The following is a 19,697-nucleotide window of genomic DNA, read 5'->3' on the forward strand; positions in this document are numbered from 1 at the left end:
AAGAATAACTAAGAAAAGTGCAAAATGGAATCAGGTTATCCAAATCGCAAAATATGGAAAAATGGCGGCATAATTGGGATGTTTTTCGTACACCCAATTAAATGGTTGTTATTTCTGTCCACCTCCAACTATAATTTCTATACAAGAACCAGTTAAAAACTATAAGTAATACTTCCTTTCACAAACACGGGGGTTCCAGGTGTAAAATGAATCTCAGTTACAGGAGCGGGTTCATTTTTTAGTCTGGAAGTAGTCGCAAATTGAGCTTCATTCCATTCAGTATTGAAAATATTTTCTACCGATGCTCCAAATTGAAAGTTTTCAATCGTATAATTTATCACTGCATCCGAAATAAAATATCCTTTAGCCACTAGACTATTGTCTTCATTGGCAGGTCGGTCGTGTAAGTACCTGTATCTTAAGCTCCCGCTTAAACCTTTACTTACTTTCCAGGTGATTCCCCCTGTAGAAGTGAAGTTTGGTGCCAGGGGAATATATGCTTCATGCTCCTCTTCCTCAGTGGCCCGGGCTCTTGTGAGGGTAAAATCAACATCGGCAAATAATTTAGGATTAATTTGATACCTCAAAGAAGTTTCAATACCAGTTCTAAACGTTTTTCCGGAAGGTTCCACAATACCCTCATCCCCCACATACACAAATTCCTGGTCCAGTTTTAAAGCCCAAAGCGTCCATTCCAAAATAAAGTGTGGGGTGGGTTTAATTAATCCTCCCAGATCAATTCCATATGCTCTGGGCAATGTTTCTGCCCGGTTTTCCTTGGTGACGGCTACCCTGGAATCATTGGAATGAAAACCAATCCCCGATTTTAGATAAAAGGTAATTTTATTATTCAAGACATAATCAAAATTCAGCTTAGGGCTAAGCAATAGGTGATTTTTGTCGCTTTCAGTTTGAGCCAGTTTATCCTGGTAATTGAATTGGAAATAATCCAGCCTTAAACCAGTGGTCATATTCAGTTTAGAAGCCAATGGCCAGGTTAAATCACCATAGGCAAAAACATTTCCCTCATTGACATCACCCAGTGAAATTCTTTCTTTTGTAAAAGACCGGTTGATGGTGCTACTAAGTTCATTGTCATTTACATCATCATACCGAAAGCCAATTCCGCTTGTGGAAGATACCGTTAATCCGGCCAGGTGAAAATGTCTTCTATATTCAGAGGTATAGCCAAATAAATTTCTTTCCTCTTTCTGGCGAATCTGGTCTCCATTTTCCGGATCGTTCAGGAAGAAGGTAAAGTTGGAATATAATTCAAAATCATAATGACTGTAATAAATTTGATGCGACAGCCAGCCCTGATCACCGGTTTTGTGCATAAATTTTAGATTTACATTTTGCCTGCTGGTTTCCCCCCCTTCGGTATCGTCTATCGCACCGAACCTGGTAATTTCCCCGCTTTTCACTGCCCTTTCCGGAATCTGACCAGAAGCCATCCACTGGCTGTAAAAGTTGGAAACCGTTGCTGTAAGCCAGCTGTTATTGCCTACTTTTCCATGGTATTTGCCCAAAAAATTCATCCTTTTAAAATCCTGCGGGCTTTCAAAGTACCCATCAGACCGAAAAAACTCTCCTGCCAAATAAGCATGTTGATGTTTTTCCTGCATTTTTTCAGGCAGTATGTTTATCATACCCACCGTTCTAAAAGTTCCAAAAGCCCCGGCTTCCAACTTTAGCATGTTTCTGTCCAAAGTTTTTTTGGTTTGATATTCAGCAAAGCCAGCTGTATTGAAATTCCCTTTGTTCGCATAATAAGGTCCTTTTTCAAAATGTAACTGCTCTATGGTTTCTGGAATAATAAAATGCAGATCAGAATAACCTTGTCCGTGGGCATGGGAAACCATATTTATTGGGATTCCATCCACTGAAAGTGTGATATCAGTTCCGTGATCGATATCAAAACCCCTTAAGAATATTTGCTCCGCTTTTCCTCCTCCCGCATGTTGAGCGATAAATAAACCAGGAACTGCCCGCAAAATTTCCTGGGCATTATTTACCGGTCTTAATTGTAAATCTATGGCACTGATGAGGTTAACCTCTCTTTCCTTATTGGCAGAAATGGAAACCTCTTCCAACTCAAGTTCCCCCTCTTCCAGGGTTAACTCAAAACCTTCATGAGATTTGGAATTGATGGGAATTAACCTTGTTTTAAAACCAATGTGGCTGACCTCTAATAAAAATTCATCTTTTAGAGGGACAAGACTGAAATATCCAAAAGGATCGGTAACTGTTACAATATCCTCTTCCACCATTCTTACATTTGCTCCATGGACAGGAAGGTTGGTTTCATCCAAGATCCTCCCTGTAAAAACAGGGTGTTGTGCATGGGCATTGATATAAATACACGAAAAAATAAATGTGATTAAAAAGGTAAGTTTCATGTGATTCTCTTTGATCATTAGAAAGTATAAAATCCTGGAAAATTAAATGTTATCTGATTATGGTAGTGGAAAGGGTTTCTCTGCTGCAAACATAAAATCGAAATTCTTTTCTTTTGATAATTCCACTAACTTTTTTTCCTTCAATGGCCCTAATTCAAAAGAACTCTCTTCCGCCATGGCCAATAAGGTTTTGGCTCTTTCTCTTTTCTTGTTTATAAGATAAATTATACCTGCCTGGTACAAAATTTCCGGTTCACTACTTTTCCCTTCTACCTTTTGCTGAATGACCGCAAGTGCTTTTTCCTTTTCACCTGAATGCAGATAAGCCCAGGCAAGTAATGCATAAGTTTCCGGGGTTGGCCGGTTTTTCACTTCTTTTTTGGCAAGTTGTAATGCTTTTTCTGGTTTTCTTAATTCCTCGGAATAGGCCAAAATCAAATATTTATTGTACATATCTCCATATTCAGGCTCAGATGCTATTTGGCAAAATTCATTTAATAATTTTAGCCTTTTACCCTGGTCTCCTTTGTGTCCAGCCAATTCTGCCTTTAACCACAACAAATCCGGAATAGATTTTTTAATGAATAAAGAATCAATGATGCGGTTTGCGGCTATGGTATTTCCATCATGGGCATAAGCCATCCAGGCCAGTCCTTTCCATGCGTGATCGTAGCCCGGATCTTGTGACAATACTTTCAAAAAAGCTTCATACGATTTTTTAATTTCTCCTGCATGTCCGTACATGTCACCCAGATTTCCCAAAGTCCAGGTATAAAGTGGATGGCTTTTGTTGTTTTTGACCAATTCGAATGCCTTTTCCATTAGAGCAATGGCAGTGGGTAAATCCCCTTCATGGTCTTTAAATTTGGATTGTCTGATTAAGATATCAAAATCTTCCTGTTCTTTGAAAAGCTCAAGAATTTCTGCGGCTTTCCCATACTCTCCCAATTCCATAGCCACATCAAAAGCAACCAACTTGGAGGGAATAACAAAATAGTGAGTCTCGGCTGCCAGGTTAACATAAGTTTCAGCTTTTTTGAATTGGTGTTGGGTGATGGCATTTTGAGCAAGTCTGAGATAATCAGCTGCTTTTTCCTTATCATTCAGGTAAGGCAAAACTTTTTGGAGTAAACTGTCTACCCTCATTAAATCCTCACCATTTCCCGTAAGTTCAAACCTTTCCTCAAAAGCATCAGCCAGTTTTTGGTAATAGATATACCCGTCTTGCCTTTGGTTCAGTTTTTCTTCCCAAAATTTGATGGTCAGGTTACATTGTTCCAAATCCGTCCCATGTTTTTTCATAGAAGTGATTAAAAACTTGTCATAATCCTTAGAGGATACAATTTGCTCCTTTTGCGCTGAATTACAAGCAGACAGGGCCAGGGCAATCAAAAAAAATAAGATTATCGTTTTCATTGAATTTAAAGTTTTGAAATTAAACACCAGTGCTCCGCACCGGGTACTCCATACCGGGTACTCTATACCAGGTACTATTATTTCCGAGAAATAGTAATCTCTCTATAAGTCTTTTAGGGCAAATTTGAATTACTACTTAAGTTGCAGTGATGAAGTCGAATCGATTTGTTGAAATTGGCACAAGGTTGGACCTTGTACCAATTCAGCCCATCATTATTTTGTAAAGACTACCTGCCTGCCTAAGTCCCAAATGGTGGATCATCATTATAGTTAACACATAGGTTCCCAGGGGGATATCTTTATTCCCAAAGGCAAATTCCATAAAAGCTTGGAGGCAGGTAGTGTGTTGGTTAGCTGGTTATATTTTTTAAGCAATCACTCCCCGCATTGACTTAGTGTGGTGCAGCCACATAGGGGAATTCATTGTTAAAGGATTTATCATTTTCCTGAACATTATCCGAGATTAATCCTTTTTGCACATCGTTTAAAGCCGAAAGATCATTCCCGGCAAAGGCCAAAATCAGAGTTACATCAATGATATCATCCTGAAGTTTTCTGCCATTTAAAACATTTACAAAAGGCTGTGGATTATCCAAATCGGAGGGTCCATAAGTGGATGGAGCAGTAATATTGCAATTTAAAACATCCACGGCCAGAATTCCTGAAGTTGTGGAATTATCCAGTCCTAAAACGTTATTATAGGCACTGGCATCCAGACCGATATAGCTTTGCAAGGCATCCAGTATTCCTTTAAATGGAGTCGCATTGGCAGAACCTTCAGTAGGTATTACCTGATTATAACCATTTTTGGCATCGGCATCACCAAAGTAATTAAATACTGTGTTTATGGTTGGTCTTCCCATCTGATCTGCCAAAGCAAAAACAGGATCATCTGCAGATACCGTAACCATATCAGTCATGGTTTGGTCACCCACTTTTACCATAAAATCAAGTATATAATCTCCCTCCACATCCGGGATAAAACTTGGAGTAAGTGTAGTAGCATCCATAATGGTGGCATTACTTCCGGAGGGTACATTGTTAAATGCCCATTGATATGTAACCTGAGCATTAGGATCACTTACCGTAGCACTACCGGAAAGTGCAACCTCATCATAAATTTCTACCATTTTCTCATCACCTGCATTTGGGGTAATGGTAAGCGATGGCGTCATGTTTTCGTCATCTTTGCAACTATACAGGAATAGCATACCCAGGGCGATCCCTGCGATCTTTAATTTCGATAAATTCATTGTTTTAAAATTTTAAAGTATTGATGCTTAAGTATGGTCAGTTAAGCACAAATTCCAGGTTTGTAATTAAGGATTGAATAATTGTGATGGATAATTCAATTACATTTTAATTTTTGATTCGGACCAAACGGAAAAATTATCCGCAGTACCTAACATTGTTTTCGGTACTTCTACCACAATACTCATCACATTGGTTCCTGCCAAAGCATCAGTTGCTTCTTCAGCTGGTAAAAATCCAGCAGGATAAGGTTCGCCATCCCCATTTAATCTTTCCGGATCATAAACACCCGTATTATTCTCATCTCCCAGAGAGGCCCCTACCCCATTCACAATTGACCTGAATTGAAAAAGATCGAAGAAAAATGGATCATCAGATGGACCGGCAAAAGCTTTTACCCCATTATTTGAGCCTACTTTGGGGGATTCGTTATAAGGCGTCACTTCTACTCTAGTCAGGTTGGCCGTTCTTACCAATTTGCTGTCTCTACCCGATTCCGATGGAGCAATTGGTCCATAAACGTGTAACATCCCATTCCTGACCCTGCACTGAATAACTAAGTCTTCTACATTGTCAGCATCATTATCAATGTTAAATTCATACATTACATTTTCATCAAATGAAACATCTCCGGTTCCTGAAGGTGGCAGTAACCCCGAAGCAGTCACTACAAATACATAATTTTCTGAGTTGGCCGGACTTTCAAAGGCATATAAGTCGGCAATGTCGGCAAGCGAACTTCCTTCAGTGAGTGATCCAACTGCCGGAGCATCCACATGGTCAGCTCCAATCACCCAAATCCCAATACTGATGAGCAAAGATGCTATAAGCGCTGTTTTTTTCATTTTAGTTAACTGTTTTATTAAAAAATTGAATTACAGCATAGCTACGAGGTGACTTCAGCATTTGGATTTTTTAGATTGAAAAAAACAATGAAAACAGGCTTATAAAATTGAAATAAGGATTATAATCGACTGATTATTAAAAGATTATATCAATAATAATTCTTTCCAATTAAGATAAAAAAATGTAGAAATAAAATGATTACGTAAACCAGCAAGGGAAAACCCTTGAAAAAATCAAGTCCCTTTTTCTTTAATTCAGGGAGTTACTCCATATTAACAATTATGCTTAGTTCCAATATTTGCAGTACAATTAAATCATTTAATTTAAAATTTACAGCTTTGAAAACTGCTTACTTATTCACTTTAGTTTTTTTTCTTTTTGGTATTTGTTTCTAACTGTTTAACTGAATTCATTTCTCAGGTGAATTCAAAATCAAGATTTAAAGTAGGACATGGCCGAAAAATCTTTTGAAACTTAAATTGAAGAAAAGGGAGATGAATAAAAAACTTTTAATGGAGGCCAAAGTATAGGAGCAGGTATTTTTGGAATATGATGCCAAATTTAAGGCTCTGGCTTGTAAATCCATTTCATGATTATGTGCGAAAGTGTGAACTTGTTAATCACCGCTTTCTGGTTAGAATAATTCGGTTATCACTAAAAACATTGTATTTCAGTTCTTATGGAAGTTTTTTCCTGAATACGATGTAGATAACCGGATTTTCTACCTTTTTCTAATTAAATCCTTTAAATTGTATTGTTGTTATTAATTTCTTGATGAAAATCAGAATGACAAAAACATCTGGTTATTCAAAAATTACAACAAAACCAGAGCCTTCAAACACACACACAATAAAGGGTGGGTTTAAAATAATTCTCCAATAATCTAAACAGAACGGGGGAAATAAAACTAAAGGTAAATTGATCTATCGACTGAATAATGACAAATCAAGGGAACCTACAGCAAAATATAAAGGGTGAAATTCAAAGGACAAAGGGAGCCATAATTGACAAGGTAATTTTGGCTTCCTTTATTTTTGGAATAATGTCCTCCTCTTTTGGCGCCCTTAGAGATGAAGTGGCTCAAACACTTAAGTTTCCTACTTCCTGGACAATTATCATGAATGCCTGTTCATTATTGATCCTGGTTGTAATTTACTATTATCGGAAAAGTCTGAATATCACGACTAAAACCCTTATCCTTTCTTTTATATTTTTAATTGTTTTTGTGAGGGGCACCCTGAACTATGGCTGGATTGTTAATGGCTATGTTTTTCTAGGGTTTTGTAGTTTTATTTTTGTCATTTCATTTCAATATAAAACCAGTATCATTCTGAATTTTTTAATCTGTTTGCTCATTCCTTTATTGGGTTATTTTATTGTAAACAATTACATTATTTATGATTATGACTTTCAGGGTTTAATTCAAAATAAAATTCACTGGCTATCAGGCTTCTTTATTTACCTGTTATTTTCATCGGTTATTATTATTGGGATTGGCCAGTTTCAAAAGGAGTTGTTCAATAATTTCATATCTATTAATAACCGAAATCAGGAACTTCAAAACCTGGTAAATGAATTAAACAATCAGGTTCAGAAAAAGGAGAACTATCAGCAGGAAATGATTTTCAATGAAAATAAGTTTAGGAGCTTATTTGAGGCAAGTGGAGACGGTATTTTACTTATTGATGAAAATAGAAATATACTGGAAATAAATCCTGCTTTAATAGAGATAACAGGATACGATTTCGAAGATGTCCAACACATTAATGCATTCGATGTAGTCGCTCCTGATTTCAGAGGTTTAATTGAAGACCGGTTTAGCAAGATTTTGGAGGGTACTACTTATCCTCCTACTGAAATTGAAATTCTCAAAAAAGATGGTACAACAATTTCAGTAGAAATTTACAGTAAACTGATTTTAAATGAACCCTATTCTATGATTCTTACCTCTGTACGGGATATCAGTTTGAGGAAGGATTATGAACATAAAAAGCTGAATGCAGTAGTGGAAGCGGAAGAGAAGGAAAGAGAGCGGTTTTCAAGGGATTTACACGATGATCTGGGACCAATTTTTAGTACTGTAAAACTTTACCTTCAGTCCTTATTGAAAATGGAAGAAGACTTGAGTAAAAAAATAATTCTGGAGAATCTTTCGAATGTGGTGGACAATAGTGTGAAACAGGTGAGGGAAATATCCCATAACTTAAGTCCTTACATATTGTGGGACAAGGGATTAATAGAGGCTATAAAACATCATATTGATAAAGTAAATCAATCGAGTAAAGTTGCGGTCTTTTTTACCGAAAAGCGGGAATACTCCGCAAGGCTTGCTGAAAATGTGGAAATATTGATTTACAGGGTTTTCCTTGAACTACTAAATAATACCATTAAACATTCCGGAGCAGACAAAGTATCTATAGATCTTTTTATCTCTAACCATAAACTGGTTTTGGATTATGTAGACAATGGCCGGGGATACGATATAGAAACTATCCATCAGCGTGCTGGTGGGGGAATTGGCTTGAAAAACATTGTCACCAGAATAAAGGCCTTCAGGGGAAAAGTTACTTTTGAGTATAAAAACAGTTTAATGAAAACAAAAATTTCCATTCCGTTATGATTAAGGTAGTGATCGTTGATGACCATAAAATGTTTAGGGATGGTTTGCGCTTTGCCTTATCTCAAGTACCTGACTTTGAGGTAGTAAAGGATTATGAAAATGGCTTAAACTTTATTGCGGATTTTCAAAAAGCAAAGCCCGATGTAATCCTAATGGATATTGGAATGCCTGAGATGGATGGAGTTCAGGCTACAATTGAAGCTTTAAGGTTGTTGCCCAAAACAAAAATTATTGCCCTATCGATGTTCAGTGATTCGGAATATTATCACAAAATGGTTTCCATAGGTGTAAAAGGATTTCTGATGAAAGAAGCTGGAGTTGATGAACTTGAAAAAGCTATTCGGGTGGTACATGCCGGAAAAACCTTCTTTTCTCAGGAATTACTCCAAAAAATCATCATGTATATCTCGAATCCGAAAGTGAAAAGCCCGGGGAAAAATTTAGTTGAAATTACCCGAAGAGAAGAAGAAGTATTAAAACTCATTTGTAAGGGATATGATAACAAGGAGATTTCTGAACTTTTATTTATTAGCCAAAAAACAGTAGAAGGACATAAAACCAACCTTATGGCCAAAACCAATACAAAAAACTCAATCAACCTGATGCTGTTTGCCATTAAGCATAATTTGATCGATTTAAACCAGCTTAACAATTAAACTCCATCTTCTGAAAAAGTTTGGAAATCCTTTCTTTTACCCTGACTTAATGATCTTATACTTTCTGCATTAAAGGTCTGCTCCTCTTGGGTTCATTAACTTCACTATTCAAGCTTATTTTACTTTTTTTATTTCGCCCCCACCATAATAAAAATCCAGTGATGGGTAAGGAAGCTGCCAACAGACTTATAAAAAAAGCAATAATTTTCCCAGGTAAGCCCCCAATTGCCCCTACGTGAATATCGTAATTCATCCTCATGACTTTATCGGCAATGGATGCACGATTATATTTTCCATAGATTCCGGGCGTTTCAATTTCTTCCAGGGTATACTGGTCAAAAAATCTATAATCAGAATTATAATAAACCCCTGATTGGCTGGAAATTTCCACATAAATAGAGGAAGAATCTGCATGTGGATAATGTAGTTCAAAACTCTCATATTCCGGATATTCCTCCACCAACTTTGCAAAAAGAAAGTTAATAGCAGGTTCCCGGGTATCAGCCTCCGGACTTTGAGTCAGGTTATTGGGGATTAAAAATTGAGGAGTCTTATCTCCTCCCCAGGTTTTGTAAGTTACAAAATAAACCCAATCGAATGCCATTACAAGCCCGGAAAAGGCAATGATCAGGGCAAGTGAGGAAATGTAAAATCCAAGAATGCTATGGAGGTCAAAATTTTTCCTTCTCCATCTGGTGGAGGATTTCCAGAGAAATTGCATCCTTTGCTTTCTCCCCTTTTTATTTTTGGGCCACCATAGAATAATTCCGGTAATCAATAAAATGACAAAAACCATTGTCCCGTATCTGGTTAATTCGGTTCCGATTGCTTTTGGAAGCCATAGATATAAATGTCCTTTTAACACAAACCAAAAAAATCCCGAGCGATGATTTTTTATCTCCAATACTTCCCCACTATATGGATTTAGAAAAACAGACTGGTAAAATTCCGGTTCAACTTCATAAAAAATAACTTCTAAAGGGTCAGAGGAATGTCCATACACGGTACCATGGACCTGTTTTTCCGGAAAAACTTCTTGGGCAATTTGTTTTGCTTTTTCGGGGGAAATAAAAGGTTTATTTTCTATTTGGACTTTCCTTTCCCCTTCTATTAATTGGGTAAATTCTTCCTGAAACACCCAAAAACATCCTGTCAGGGATACAATTAGAACAATTATCCCAGATACAAGTCCCAAATAAAGATGAATCTGTCCTGTAATTTTTTTAAATCTTTTATTGCCCATTTTCAATGACATTTTTTTAAATTGGATTGGGTAGTTTTTTATTACCTGGACATGAAAAATGAACCAAATAAATACCTAAAGAAATCAGCTCTTTTTTCACCCAGATCAGTTAGAACCCCTAAATCTGACCTTTCTATCAAAATTGTGATTCCAGTTGCAGGTATTATATCCGAAGCCGGTTTTATTCCAATTTGGAAATCACTATAATCAAGAAAAATAAGTGGGTGAAAATTAATTAGAACAATTCTAAACAATGGCAAATATCAGTACTAAATCTTGGATGACCAATCGCTAGTCTTAGCTATTTTAGCTTCATAATTATTAGCTATTAGTAGGTATAAATGATACCAATTAGACAAAACGATCGGTTATGAGGCCATAAACTTTGATGTGGACGCTTTTATGATAAGGTTATTCTAAAATAAAACAAGTGAACAGCCCTTTTCAAAAGGCTATTCACTTGTTACATACTTACTTTAATAAAACAATTTACTTACTCAGGAGATTCATATCCAGGATTTTGAGTGATAGTGCCTTGAGAGATTTCCACTTCTCTGTTAGGAATAGGCATTAAAACGTGAAAATTCTGGATGTTATCAGAAGGAATTTCCAAAAATGGTGAGGTAGAATTTCTAATAGTTTCCACAAAAATCCCCCATCTCAGCAAATCATATTTTCTATGACCTTCAAAACCCAATTCAGTGGCTCTTTCCTTTCTCAATGCTTGCCTGAAGCTTTCCTGAGTAAGACCAGATAATCCCGCTAAACCGGCTCTTTCTCTTACCAGATTAATATATTGATACGCATTTCCCGGACCGTTCAATTCATTTTCAGCTTCCGCTTTCATCAATAAAACATCGGCATACCGGATTACATAAGTGTTCTGGCTATTGTTATTATTTTTAGGTGTTTCGGCATAGTCAATGTACTTTCCGGTAATTGGGCCTGCTCCCGGTGTTCTTGGTGATTCTAATACATTACCATCCAATACGGTTACATAACTTTTTTCCTTTCTCAAATCACCCTCTTCAAACATGTCCCCATATTCAGGAAGCGGCAACATATTCTCCCAACCACCGCCTGGTGCATTAACCGCTCCAACAATGTCTACATCTCTGGAGCCTACCCATGAAGTCACAAAACCATTTCTTTCATTTTGTTTCCATTGAATATCGAAAACATTTTCATTTACAAGATTTCCATTTTTATCAGGTTTCATCACATGTTCATTTTCTATTCCCCACAAACTGTTATAATCTGCAAAAAGTCCATAGTTTCCCGATCCAATAACTTCATCAAATTTGCTACCTGCTTCTCCCCATTCCTTTAAGGTAAGATGTACTTTCCCCAATAAGGCAGTTGCGGCTCCCCAGGTTGCCCTTCCTTTCTGATCTGCGGGATAAGAATCAGGTAAAACAGGAATAGCTTCAGTCAAATCCTTTTTTATAAAGGCATAAACTTCCTCCACACTATTACGGGTAATTCCTACCAAATCCTCCGGACCATTATTGAGCTGGTCCAAAATTGGCACCCCACCATAAATCCTAACCAGGTCAAAATAATAAAAAGCCCTCAAAAATTTAGCTTCTCCAATTATGGCATCTCTTGTAACGGGGTCCATATCTACATCAGGTACCAGGGAAATCACGGTATTAGTTCTCAATATTCCTTCATAAGCCTCTCTCCACATACTATTGGCATCACCATTCAGGGAATTGAGGTTAGTAAAATAACTACTTGGCCGTTTGTTATGAAAACCCTGGAAGGCTATATCACTTGGGGTAAAACTATAATACCAGGTAATAATACTGCTATTTAATCTGGAATAAGCGGCATTTACTGCAGCTGTAGCATCCTTTTCGTTGGCAGGAAAAGTACCGGGTGTCAGAAAACTTTTAGGTTCTTCTGTAAGAATGTCTTCACAGGAAGTTCCGGAGAAACAAAAAAGCAGAAGGATTAAATGTATCTTATATATCTTTTTCATATTTATCAAAATTTTATGCCTTATTTAGAAATCTAGTTTTAAACCCATAGTCAGTGTTTTCATGGCCGGGTCCTGAGCCAGGTCGTAACCTCTTTTGGTATTTTCAGTCCCCCTGTTAATTTCAGGATCATATCCACTGTATTTATCGAATAAAATCAGGTTAGTACCTGAAGCATAAATTTTGGCTTTACTCAACCAACTGATTTTATCCACTGGAAGGTTATAGGCAATATTTAAATTTCGTAATCTTAAAAAGGAACCATCTTCTATCACAGAGGTATTCGAGGTAGTTAAAGGCCTTTCTACTCCCTGAGCTGAAGGAATATCCGTATCCATATTATCAGGTGTCCACCTGTTCACAAATCTTTGGAAGGTATTGTTATCAAATGCAACTGCCAGTCTGGAATCGGTCTCATTGAAAATTTCATTTCCATAAATGAAGGAGAAATAAAGGTAAAGTTCAAACCCTTTCCAGGAAAGGGTATTGCCAATACCTCCGAAAAAATCAGGGTTAGGATTGCCTATGATTTGCCTGTCTGCCGTAGCATCAATTACATTATCTCCATCAAGGTCTGCATACCTTCTTGCTCCTGGAAAAACTGAAAAACCACTCAATCCGGAAGCATCAATTTCAGACTGGGAATGCCATATGCCTTCTGAAACCATACCATAGAAAGTACCCATGGGCTGGCCTTCCTGCAATACAGCAGAATTTACACTAACTCCTCTTCCTATTGGATTGATGAAAATTTGACCTTCTTCCGTATCAAGACTGGCAATTTTGTTTCTATAAGAAGATATATTAAAATTGGTTTCCCAACGGAAATCTTTACTGTCGATATTTATAGAGGTTAAAGTTAATTCAAGTCCTTTGTTAGTTACCTCACCAAAGTTACTTAAGGAAGTTTCAAAACCAGTTAACCACAGTAATGGCACATCTACCAATAAATCCTGAGTGGATTTGGAGAAATAATCGAGCGAAGTTTGCAATCTGTTGGATATAAAAGAGGCATCAATTCCTATATTAAACTGCTTGGTGGTTTCCCATTTGAGGTTATCATTTCCGAAGGTATTCGCAGCAATTCCGGCCACTATATCCTGATTAACCCCCAAAATATAATTATTTCCTACCTGACCCAGCCTGGTTAAAGAAGCTCCCGGATTCACACCAGGATTACCAAGTTCTCCATAACTTGCTCTTAGTTTTAAATCATCAAAAAAGGAAGTATTCTGCATGAAATTCTCTTCCTTAATTCTCCAGGCGGCTGCTATTGAAGGAAAAACACCCCATTTATTATTTTTGGCAAAAACAGAAGACCCATCAGCTCTGGCGGAAATGGTTAATAAATACCGGTTGTTGTATTCGTAATTTGCCCTAAATAAATAGGATTCCAAACCTTCCTCCTGAAAATTAGAACCCGCTCCGGATCTTATGGTACCCGCTCCAAGGTTATGGTATGAATATGCATCCGTAACAAAACCTGTAGTCTGAACATTACTACTTGTTTCAGTTATAGTCTGTCTGGTATAACCCAATAACCCACCTACTTGATGCTTTCCAAATGTTTTGGAATAATTTAAAGTATTTTCAATTAATAGGTTTAAAGATTCAAAGTTTGTGATCGTAGCTGTTCCCTGGTTGGCCGTTTGGGAAAATAAGGTAGAAGGGGCATATTGCTCCCGTCTTGTATTATACAAGTTTGCCCCAAGATTTAATTTATAGGATAATCCTTCTATTATTTCAAGCTCACCAAATACATTACCCAATATTCTGGTTCCAGTTAATTGATTCTGATTTTGCACAGCATTACTTACCGGATTATCCGCAGACAATTCTGAACTTACCGTCTGGTAGGTAAAGTTGCCATCCGCATCTTTCACCGGAATAGAAGGATCCCAGCCCAATAAGTTCTCTGCTCCTGAGGTTCTTTGGTTATTAATCGTTCTGCTAATGGTAAGATTTTGACCAAGTTTAAATTTTTCGCCAATCTTATGGTCGGTATTTACCCTTAACTGATATCGCTTGAAATTACTCTCAATATGAATCCCATCCTGATCAAAATAATTTCCAGAAATATAATACCGACTTTTTTCATTTCCTCCATTGAATGAAAGGTTATGGTTAACCATTAAGGCATTTTTCTTATAAACTTCATTTTGCCAGTCAGTTCCTTCCCCTAATTCACCCGGGTTGGGAAACACATTTGTGCCTTTCACCTCGTTTATCCAATCTCCGTATTCTGAAGCATTCATCATGTTCAGCAATCTTGTTGGGGACTGTACACTGTAATAGGTATCGTAAGTTAAGGTAGACTTGCCGGAAGAACCTTTTTTAGTGGTAATGATAATTACACCATTCGATCCTCTTGACCCATAAATAGCAGTGGCAGAAGCATCTTTTAATACTTCTACTGAGGCCACATCATTCATATTGATGTCATTTAAATTTCCTGCTCCGATAAATCCATCAATCACAAAAAGTGGTTCATTATTGGCCTGAATAGAATTGCTTCCCCTTATTCTAATTGTAGCAGCAGCTCCAGGTGCGGAAGATGTCGGGGTAACCTGTACACCGGCTACTTTTCCGATTAAGGCCTGATCTAACCTGGCAGTAGGTGTGGCATTCAGTTCTTTGGCTTTAATGGAAGACACCGATCCGGTGAGGTCACTTTTCTTTTGCGTGCCATATCCGATCACTACCACTTCCTCCAATTGTTCCATATCAGGATTTAGTGCAACAATGAGTTGAGTCTGATTTCCAAGCTGAACTTCCTGGGTTTCAAAGCCAATATAACTGAATTGTAAGATGGAATTTTCCGGAACTTCCAACACAAATTTTCCATCAAAATTGGTTGTAGTACCCAGGGAAGTTCCTTTTACTAAAATACTAACTCCTGGAAGCAATTCGCCATCCTCTGCGGAAGTGACTGTTCCGGAAATTTTCAACTGCACAATTTCTTCTGGTTCAGGCACTACCTCAGCTACCGGACTATCAAAAATACTTTTCTTTCCGATGTATATATTGTTATTAATTCTTTTAAACCTCAGGTTTGTATTCTTAGAAATTACCCTAAGCACATCGGCAAGTGATTCATTTCGCACGGAAAAATTTAATTTTGTGCTCTGGTTAATTAAATCCTTTTTGTAAGCAAAGAAGAAGTCTGTTTTCGACTCTATCTTTTCAAAAACTTCCTGTAAACTGTTCTCCTGAATATTTAAGGAAAGATGTATTTCCTCAAGACTTGATTTTTGGGCATTTCCATTTCTGGCCATTATAAATGAAGCCAGAAAACACTGTAGAAATATGCCATATAAAGCAAACTTTGACATGAGCAGAATTTGTTGTACTCCTTTCAATTTCATATTTTTATATGTTTTTGATTTAAAAAATTGTAATAGATCAAAGGCTTGAATTTCCATTCAGTTTGTGACATTTGGCGATGGGGCAAACCGAATAAAATTCAATAAAATTAAGGCCAGTTATCCCTTGTGATAACTGGTTTTTTTTAGCTTGTATTTGTTTTCATTTTCATCTGATAATTTATTTGGTTATTTAATTAGAACAATGTCTTTTTCAATACTAAAATCAAAATCTGCAGCATAGCTCAAACCTTTTAAAACAGTTTCCAGAGATTCTTTTTCAAATCTTCCGGTAAAGCCCTGACCAAAATCAACCTGCTTTTTAACCCTAAACTCCACCCCATACCACCTTTCCAAAACCTCCTTTATTTCCTCAAAACCAGCCTCATGGAAATAAATCACTCCCTTCTTCCAGGCAATCACATCATCTGGATTAAAACTTCCTTTTTCAAATAGCCTGGTAGATTTATGATAAGTGGCCATTTGGTTGGGAATCAATAAAACTTCTTCACCAGTCTCCAGACTGTCTAAATTTCCAACCATCACCTTTCCTGTTACCACCGCAATTTTTACATTCTCATCTTCAGGATAACTTTTGATGTTAAAGGAAGTCCCCAGCACTTTGGTTTTTATATTACCTGTTTTAATGATAAATGGCCGGCTGGAATCTTTGGCTACCTCAAAAAATGCTTCTCCAATGAGCTCCACTTCCCTCAAATCACTTTTAAACTGTTCAGGAATTCTAAGAATACTTTCTGCATTTAACCTCACTACTGATCCATCTTTTAATTTTATGGTGGAATTTTGACCTTTTGGATTTATCTTTTCAATTATGGCAATGGTGGTTTCCTGTATTTGTTCAACAGGAAGAGAAAAGTACCAATAAGAAACTCCGGCCAACAGGATAAAAACAATGGAGGCGGCAATTTTTTGAATCCCGAACCAACCATTTTGATTTGTAGAAGAAATTTGGATAGATTTAGATGCGGACTGCCTTCCTTTTAAATCTACCAATAGTTCCTCCAGGTCATTTTCTGAGAATTCTCTTTCTTTTGACTTCAAACCTAAAAGAATTGATTTTGCTGTCTCAAATTCTTTAATTTTTTCAGGATAATTTGCTTGAAAATTATCCCATAAATCACCTTCCTCGGTAGAATTAAACAAAACATAATCAATAAATGATTTATCTTCTAAAAAGTCTTCAGTTTTATATTTCTGGAGGTTCATGGATAAAAATTAATACTATTTGACTTTTGTTTAATGGTATATAGACCTCCTCATTCAGGATATACTGGAAATTTTAAACTTTTTTTTGTAAAAAATTATAACCGATTGATTATCAAGAAGTAATTTTTAAAAAAAATAAAGGAAAGAAGTATTTACATTGTTAGACCTAGCGGAGAAACCAGGATTTGACCTAATGCCCGGGTTATTTTTTTTTAAATATATTTTTTAATCCCTTAATGCCTTCGTAAACCAATGAGCGGGTAGATTGTATATTAATTGACATGATTTCAGCAATTTCTCCATAATCCAGGCCATTATAGAATTTCAGGTAAATTGCTTCTTTTTGTCGTGAGGTAAGTGTATTTATCCCATTTTTTAACAATAAAAATTGCTCCTGAGACCTTTCTAAATCCATTTCTTTGGCTTCTACAGAAAATTCAAAATAGAAATTATAATGGTTTTCATCGATCCTATTCGTGAGAGACCGCTTGTGGTTTTTTAATGCCCGAAGTAACTTTCGTTTAAACGATTTGAGTAAGTAAAAGCGAATGGAATAGGCATCACCCAGGTTTTGCCTGTTCTTCCAAATAGTTAAAAACAATTCCTGAAGGTTATCTTTTACCAAATCCTCATCTTCACAAAGTTTTATACCATAATTAAACAAAGAAGGAAAATGTTGTTTATATATTTTGGAGAACACCTCTTCACTGCCTCTCCTAAAGGCTTCCCACAGTTTTTCATCTTCTTCACTCGAATAGTTTACTTTCCCCATTAAGGTATCAATACTTTTAAAGTCATATCGGTGGAGTTCTCGTTATCTGATAATGGCTCTCTATTTTGAATGACCATAATACAGGAAAATTACAGCCTTCAAACTTCACTGTACTCCACAAATCTTAAAATAAAGATATAATATCCGAATAATCAAAACATGATGTCCACAGAACAGGATTTAAACTGGCACAAATGAAACCTTTCTCACTTGAAGTTGGAGGGTTAATAATCGGAATCAAAAATTTTATTCCTCAAAAAATTATTTTTTTAAAATATTTTTAATTTTTCAATAATTTTTGAGTCAATTTTATCATTGTTTTAAATGAAATATCAGGGTGGGCCACCTGATTAACTGTTCCAACAATATAAATACCTTCTTTCGGACTGAAATAAGCCAATGCACCTGAAAGTCCTGAATGCCCGATAAAATATGGTACAGCGCCTGTGGGATTAAAAAACCAGGGAAGTTTAAATAAATGAATGCCTATTCCTGACTTCATAGGAAAAAATATTTTGTTCCATTCTTGTAATACATTAATGTATTCAACTGGGAATAACCTGCCTGAAAAAAATGATTCAATAAAAATAAGTATATCAGCTGAAGTTGACACAATCCCACCATCTGAGCCGAAGGATGCCATTGCCTTGGGAATTCTTAAAACCCCCTCTTTAAAATATAAAGGTTTTGGTGTTTCGTCATTGTAATCCTGATAGAGATAGGTATGACGTAATCCCAGCGGCTTAATAATTAAATCACCACAATTTTCAGAATAGGATTTATTCGTAATAGTTTCAATGATTTTCCCCAACAACTGAAAATTGGTATCAGAATAATTGGCTTTTTTCTTCGTGCCTGGAATAAAAAGCGGTTTCATTGCTTTAGATCTTTCAATCGCTTGTTCAAATGTCCAGAGTTGGTCATTTCCACTTTTAAGCTCCTCTTCCAGACTTTTACCATTTGTTCCTTTCCCTTGGAAATAATCAGGTAGTCCTGAAGTATGTGCAAGTAAATGTTTGATGGTTAGGTCTTCAGCATAGGCTTTACCTTTGTACAAATGTAAACCATCCAAAATGGTTTTATCCAGATAATGACTGATGCAATCTTCAAGAGATAATTTTTCTTGTGATTTTAAGTGCAAAATAATAGCAGTGGTAAATAATTTTGTAGTACTCGCTATAAAATAAGGTTGGTCGTTAGATAAATTACCGGAAGAACCATGCCAATTAAAACTACTTTTTTTTATAGCGAAGGAAACCCCGAATACTTTTTTTTCATCCACAATTTTATCCAGGATAATTTGTAATGATTTTTCTTTTTCAATCGTATTCATGCGGTATTAACTGGTTTGAAGACAGTCATTCTTGAAATTAATGTAACAGATTTTTTTATGATATGGTAGCGAATATAATAGAAAGCAATACGCTATTTTTCCGGATTAACCTGCGTTCCAATTGACCAGTAATTCCCGGCAAAATCGTAAAAGGATCCTCTCATGTCCGGGTCATTTTCTTTTTGAACAGGCTCTTGAATTACCTCACCGCCATGGGCAATGGCACGTTCAAATACCCTTCTGACATCATCTACGTAATAGTGCAACATTGTTTTATGAGCAGGGTATACAGGCGTACTGTTTGAGATCATCAAAATGGAATCGTCCAGCTTAAGTTCTACATGGCTAATTCTTCCGTTTTCATCTTCAAATCTTCGAAATTCTTTAGCATCAAAAACATGAATTAAAAAATCAACAAGCTTATTCGCATCATCAACAATTAAATAGGGGGAAAGAGAATTGTACCCTTTGGGTTTAAATGTTTTAGTCTTCATTAATTTAATTATTGCTGTTTATTTTTTAACTGATAAACATGATTCACAACTTTCCATATAGCTGTACCCAAATATCTGAATGTTCTTTTGGACTCC

13 protein-coding genes are annotated in these 19,697 nt (G+C 36.4%); 2 read left to right on the plus strand and 11 right to left on the minus strand.

The features are described from left to right. Positions 1–152: 152 nt before the first annotated feature. The 4 genes from A3EM_RS0125805 to A3EM_RS0125820 all read right to left on the minus strand — a co-directional run bounded on the left by A3EM_RS0125805 (position 153) and on the right by A3EM_RS0125820 (position 5,911). Positions 153–2,399, minus strand: a complete 2,247-nt coding sequence (locus A3EM_RS0125805) for a TonB-dependent receptor (RefSeq protein WP_020531140.1) — start codon at positions 2,397–2,399, stop codon at positions 153–155. Positions 2,400–2,456: 57 nt separating this feature from the next. Then, positions 2,457–3,815: a tetratricopeptide repeat protein gene (locus A3EM_RS0125810; protein ID WP_020531141.1), complete on the minus strand. Its 1,359-nt coding sequence runs from the start codon at positions 3,813–3,815 to the stop codon at positions 2,457–2,459. Positions 3,816–4,207: 392 nt separating this feature from the next. Then, positions 4,208–5,068, minus strand: a complete 861-nt coding sequence (locus A3EM_RS46280) for a DUF4331 family protein (RefSeq protein ID WP_020531142.1) — start codon at positions 5,066–5,068, stop codon at positions 4,208–4,210. 99 nt (positions 5,069–5,167) lie between these two features. Then, complete coding sequence (locus A3EM_RS0125820) at positions 5,168–5,911, minus strand: DUF4331 family protein (RefSeq protein ID WP_020531143.1); 744 nt, start codon at positions 5,909–5,911, stop codon at positions 5,168–5,170. A gap of 938 nt (positions 5,912–6,849) precedes the next feature. Here A3EM_RS0125820 and A3EM_RS0125830 point away from each other — a divergent pair. Both A3EM_RS0125830 and A3EM_RS0125835 read left to right on the plus strand, forming a co-directional pair. Further along, positions 6,850–8,532 (plus strand): PAS domain S-box protein, encoded by a 1,683-nt coding sequence (locus A3EM_RS0125830; protein WP_020531145.1) that lies wholly within the window; start codon positions 6,850–6,852, stop codon positions 8,530–8,532. Further along, positions 8,529–9,188, plus strand: coding sequence for a response regulator (locus A3EM_RS0125835; protein ID WP_020531146.1), 660 nt, complete (start codon positions 8,529–8,531; stop codon positions 9,186–9,188). The genes A3EM_RS0125830 and A3EM_RS0125835 overlap by 4 nt, the downstream gene beginning before the upstream one ends. A 55-nt stretch (positions 9,189–9,243) precedes the next feature. Here the strand turns inward: A3EM_RS0125835 and A3EM_RS0125840 are convergent, their stop codons facing one another. The 7 genes from A3EM_RS0125840 to A3EM_RS0125880 form a co-directional block, all read right to left on the minus strand. Next, positions 9,244–10,431, minus strand: a complete 1,188-nt coding sequence (locus A3EM_RS0125840) for a PepSY-associated TM helix domain-containing protein (RefSeq protein ID WP_157638090.1) — start codon at positions 10,429–10,431, stop codon at positions 9,244–9,246. Between the two features lie 493 nt (positions 10,432–10,924). Then, the gene (locus A3EM_RS0125850; protein WP_020531149.1) at positions 10,925–12,415 is read right to left on the minus strand and encodes a RagB/SusD family nutrient uptake outer membrane protein; all 1,491 of its coding nucleotides are present in this window, start codon (positions 12,413–12,415) and stop codon (positions 10,925–10,927) included. Between the two features lie 24 nt (positions 12,416–12,439). Next, positions 12,440–15,778, minus strand: coding sequence for a TonB-dependent receptor (locus A3EM_RS0125855; protein WP_169513405.1), 3,339 nt, complete (start codon positions 15,776–15,778; stop codon positions 12,440–12,442). Positions 15,779–15,964: 186 nt separating this feature from the next. After that, entirely contained in the window at positions 15,965–17,002 is a 1,038-nt protein-coding gene (locus tag A3EM_RS0125860) for a FecR family protein (RefSeq protein ID WP_020531151.1), read from the minus strand. A gap of 202 nt (positions 17,003–17,204) precedes the next feature. After that, the gene (locus A3EM_RS0125865) at positions 17,205–17,774 is read right to left on the minus strand and encodes an RNA polymerase sigma factor (RefSeq protein ID WP_020531152.1); all 570 of its coding nucleotides are present in this window, start codon (positions 17,772–17,774) and stop codon (positions 17,205–17,207) included. Between the two features lie 280 nt (positions 17,775–18,054). Continuing rightward, complete coding sequence (locus A3EM_RS0125875) at positions 18,055–19,107, minus strand: serine hydrolase domain-containing protein (protein ID WP_020531154.1); 1,053 nt, start codon at positions 19,105–19,107, stop codon at positions 18,055–18,057. A gap of 92 nt (positions 19,108–19,199) precedes the next feature. Continuing rightward, positions 19,200–19,601: a VOC family protein gene (locus A3EM_RS0125880; protein WP_020531155.1), complete on the minus strand. Its 402-nt coding sequence runs from the start codon at positions 19,599–19,601 to the stop codon at positions 19,200–19,202. Positions 19,602–19,697 lie beyond the last annotated feature (96 nt).

The sequence above is a fragment of the Flexithrix dorotheae DSM 6795 genome (assembly GCF_000379765.1).
In the GTDB taxonomy this organism is placed as follows: Bacteria; Bacteroidota; Bacteroidia; order Cytophagales; family Flammeovirgaceae; genus Flexithrix; species Flexithrix dorotheae.

Coding starts and splice junctions, on each gene's coding strand:
- A3EM_RS0125805 (WP_020531140.1), bottom strand. CDS start 2,399: ATGAAACTTACCTTTTTAATCACATTTATTTTTTCGTGTATTTATATC.
- A3EM_RS0125810 (WP_020531141.1), bottom strand. CDS start 3,815: ATGAAAACGATAATCTTATTTTTTTTGATTGCCCTGGCCCTGTCTGCT.
- A3EM_RS46280 (WP_020531142.1), bottom strand. CDS start 5,068: ATGAATTTATCGAAATTAAAGATCGCAGGGATCGCCCTGGGTATGCTA.
- A3EM_RS0125820 (WP_020531143.1), bottom strand. CDS start 5,911: ATGAAAAAAACAGCGCTTATAGCATCTTTGCTCATCAGTATTGGGATT.
- A3EM_RS0125830 (WP_020531145.1), top strand. CDS start 6,850: ATGACAAATCAAGGGAACCTACAGCAAAATATAAAGGGTGAAATTCAA.
- A3EM_RS0125835 (WP_020531146.1), top strand. CDS start 8,529: ATGATTAAGGTAGTGATCGTTGATGACCATAAAATGTTTAGGGATGGT.
- A3EM_RS0125840 (WP_157638090.1), bottom strand. CDS start 10,431: ATGGGCAATAAAAGATTTAAAAAAATTACAGGACAGATTCATCTTTAT.
- A3EM_RS0125850 (WP_020531149.1), bottom strand. CDS start 12,415: ATGAAAAAGATATATAAGATACATTTAATCCTTCTGCTTTTTTGTTTC.
- A3EM_RS0125855 (WP_169513405.1), bottom strand. CDS start 15,778: ATGAAATTGAAAGGAGTACAACAAATTCTGCTCATGTCAAAGTTTGCT.
- A3EM_RS0125860 (WP_020531151.1), bottom strand. CDS start 17,002: ATGAACCTCCAGAAATATAAAACTGAAGACTTTTTAGAAGATAAATCA.
- A3EM_RS0125865 (WP_020531152.1), bottom strand. CDS start 17,774: ATGGGGAAAGTAAACTATTCGAGTGAAGAAGATGAAAAACTGTGGGAA.
- A3EM_RS0125875 (WP_020531154.1), bottom strand. CDS start 19,107: ATGAATACGATTGAAAAAGAAAAATCATTACAAATTATCCTGGATAAA.
- A3EM_RS0125880 (WP_020531155.1), bottom strand. CDS start 19,601: ATGAAGACTAAAACATTTAAACCCAAAGGGTACAATTCTCTTTCCCCC.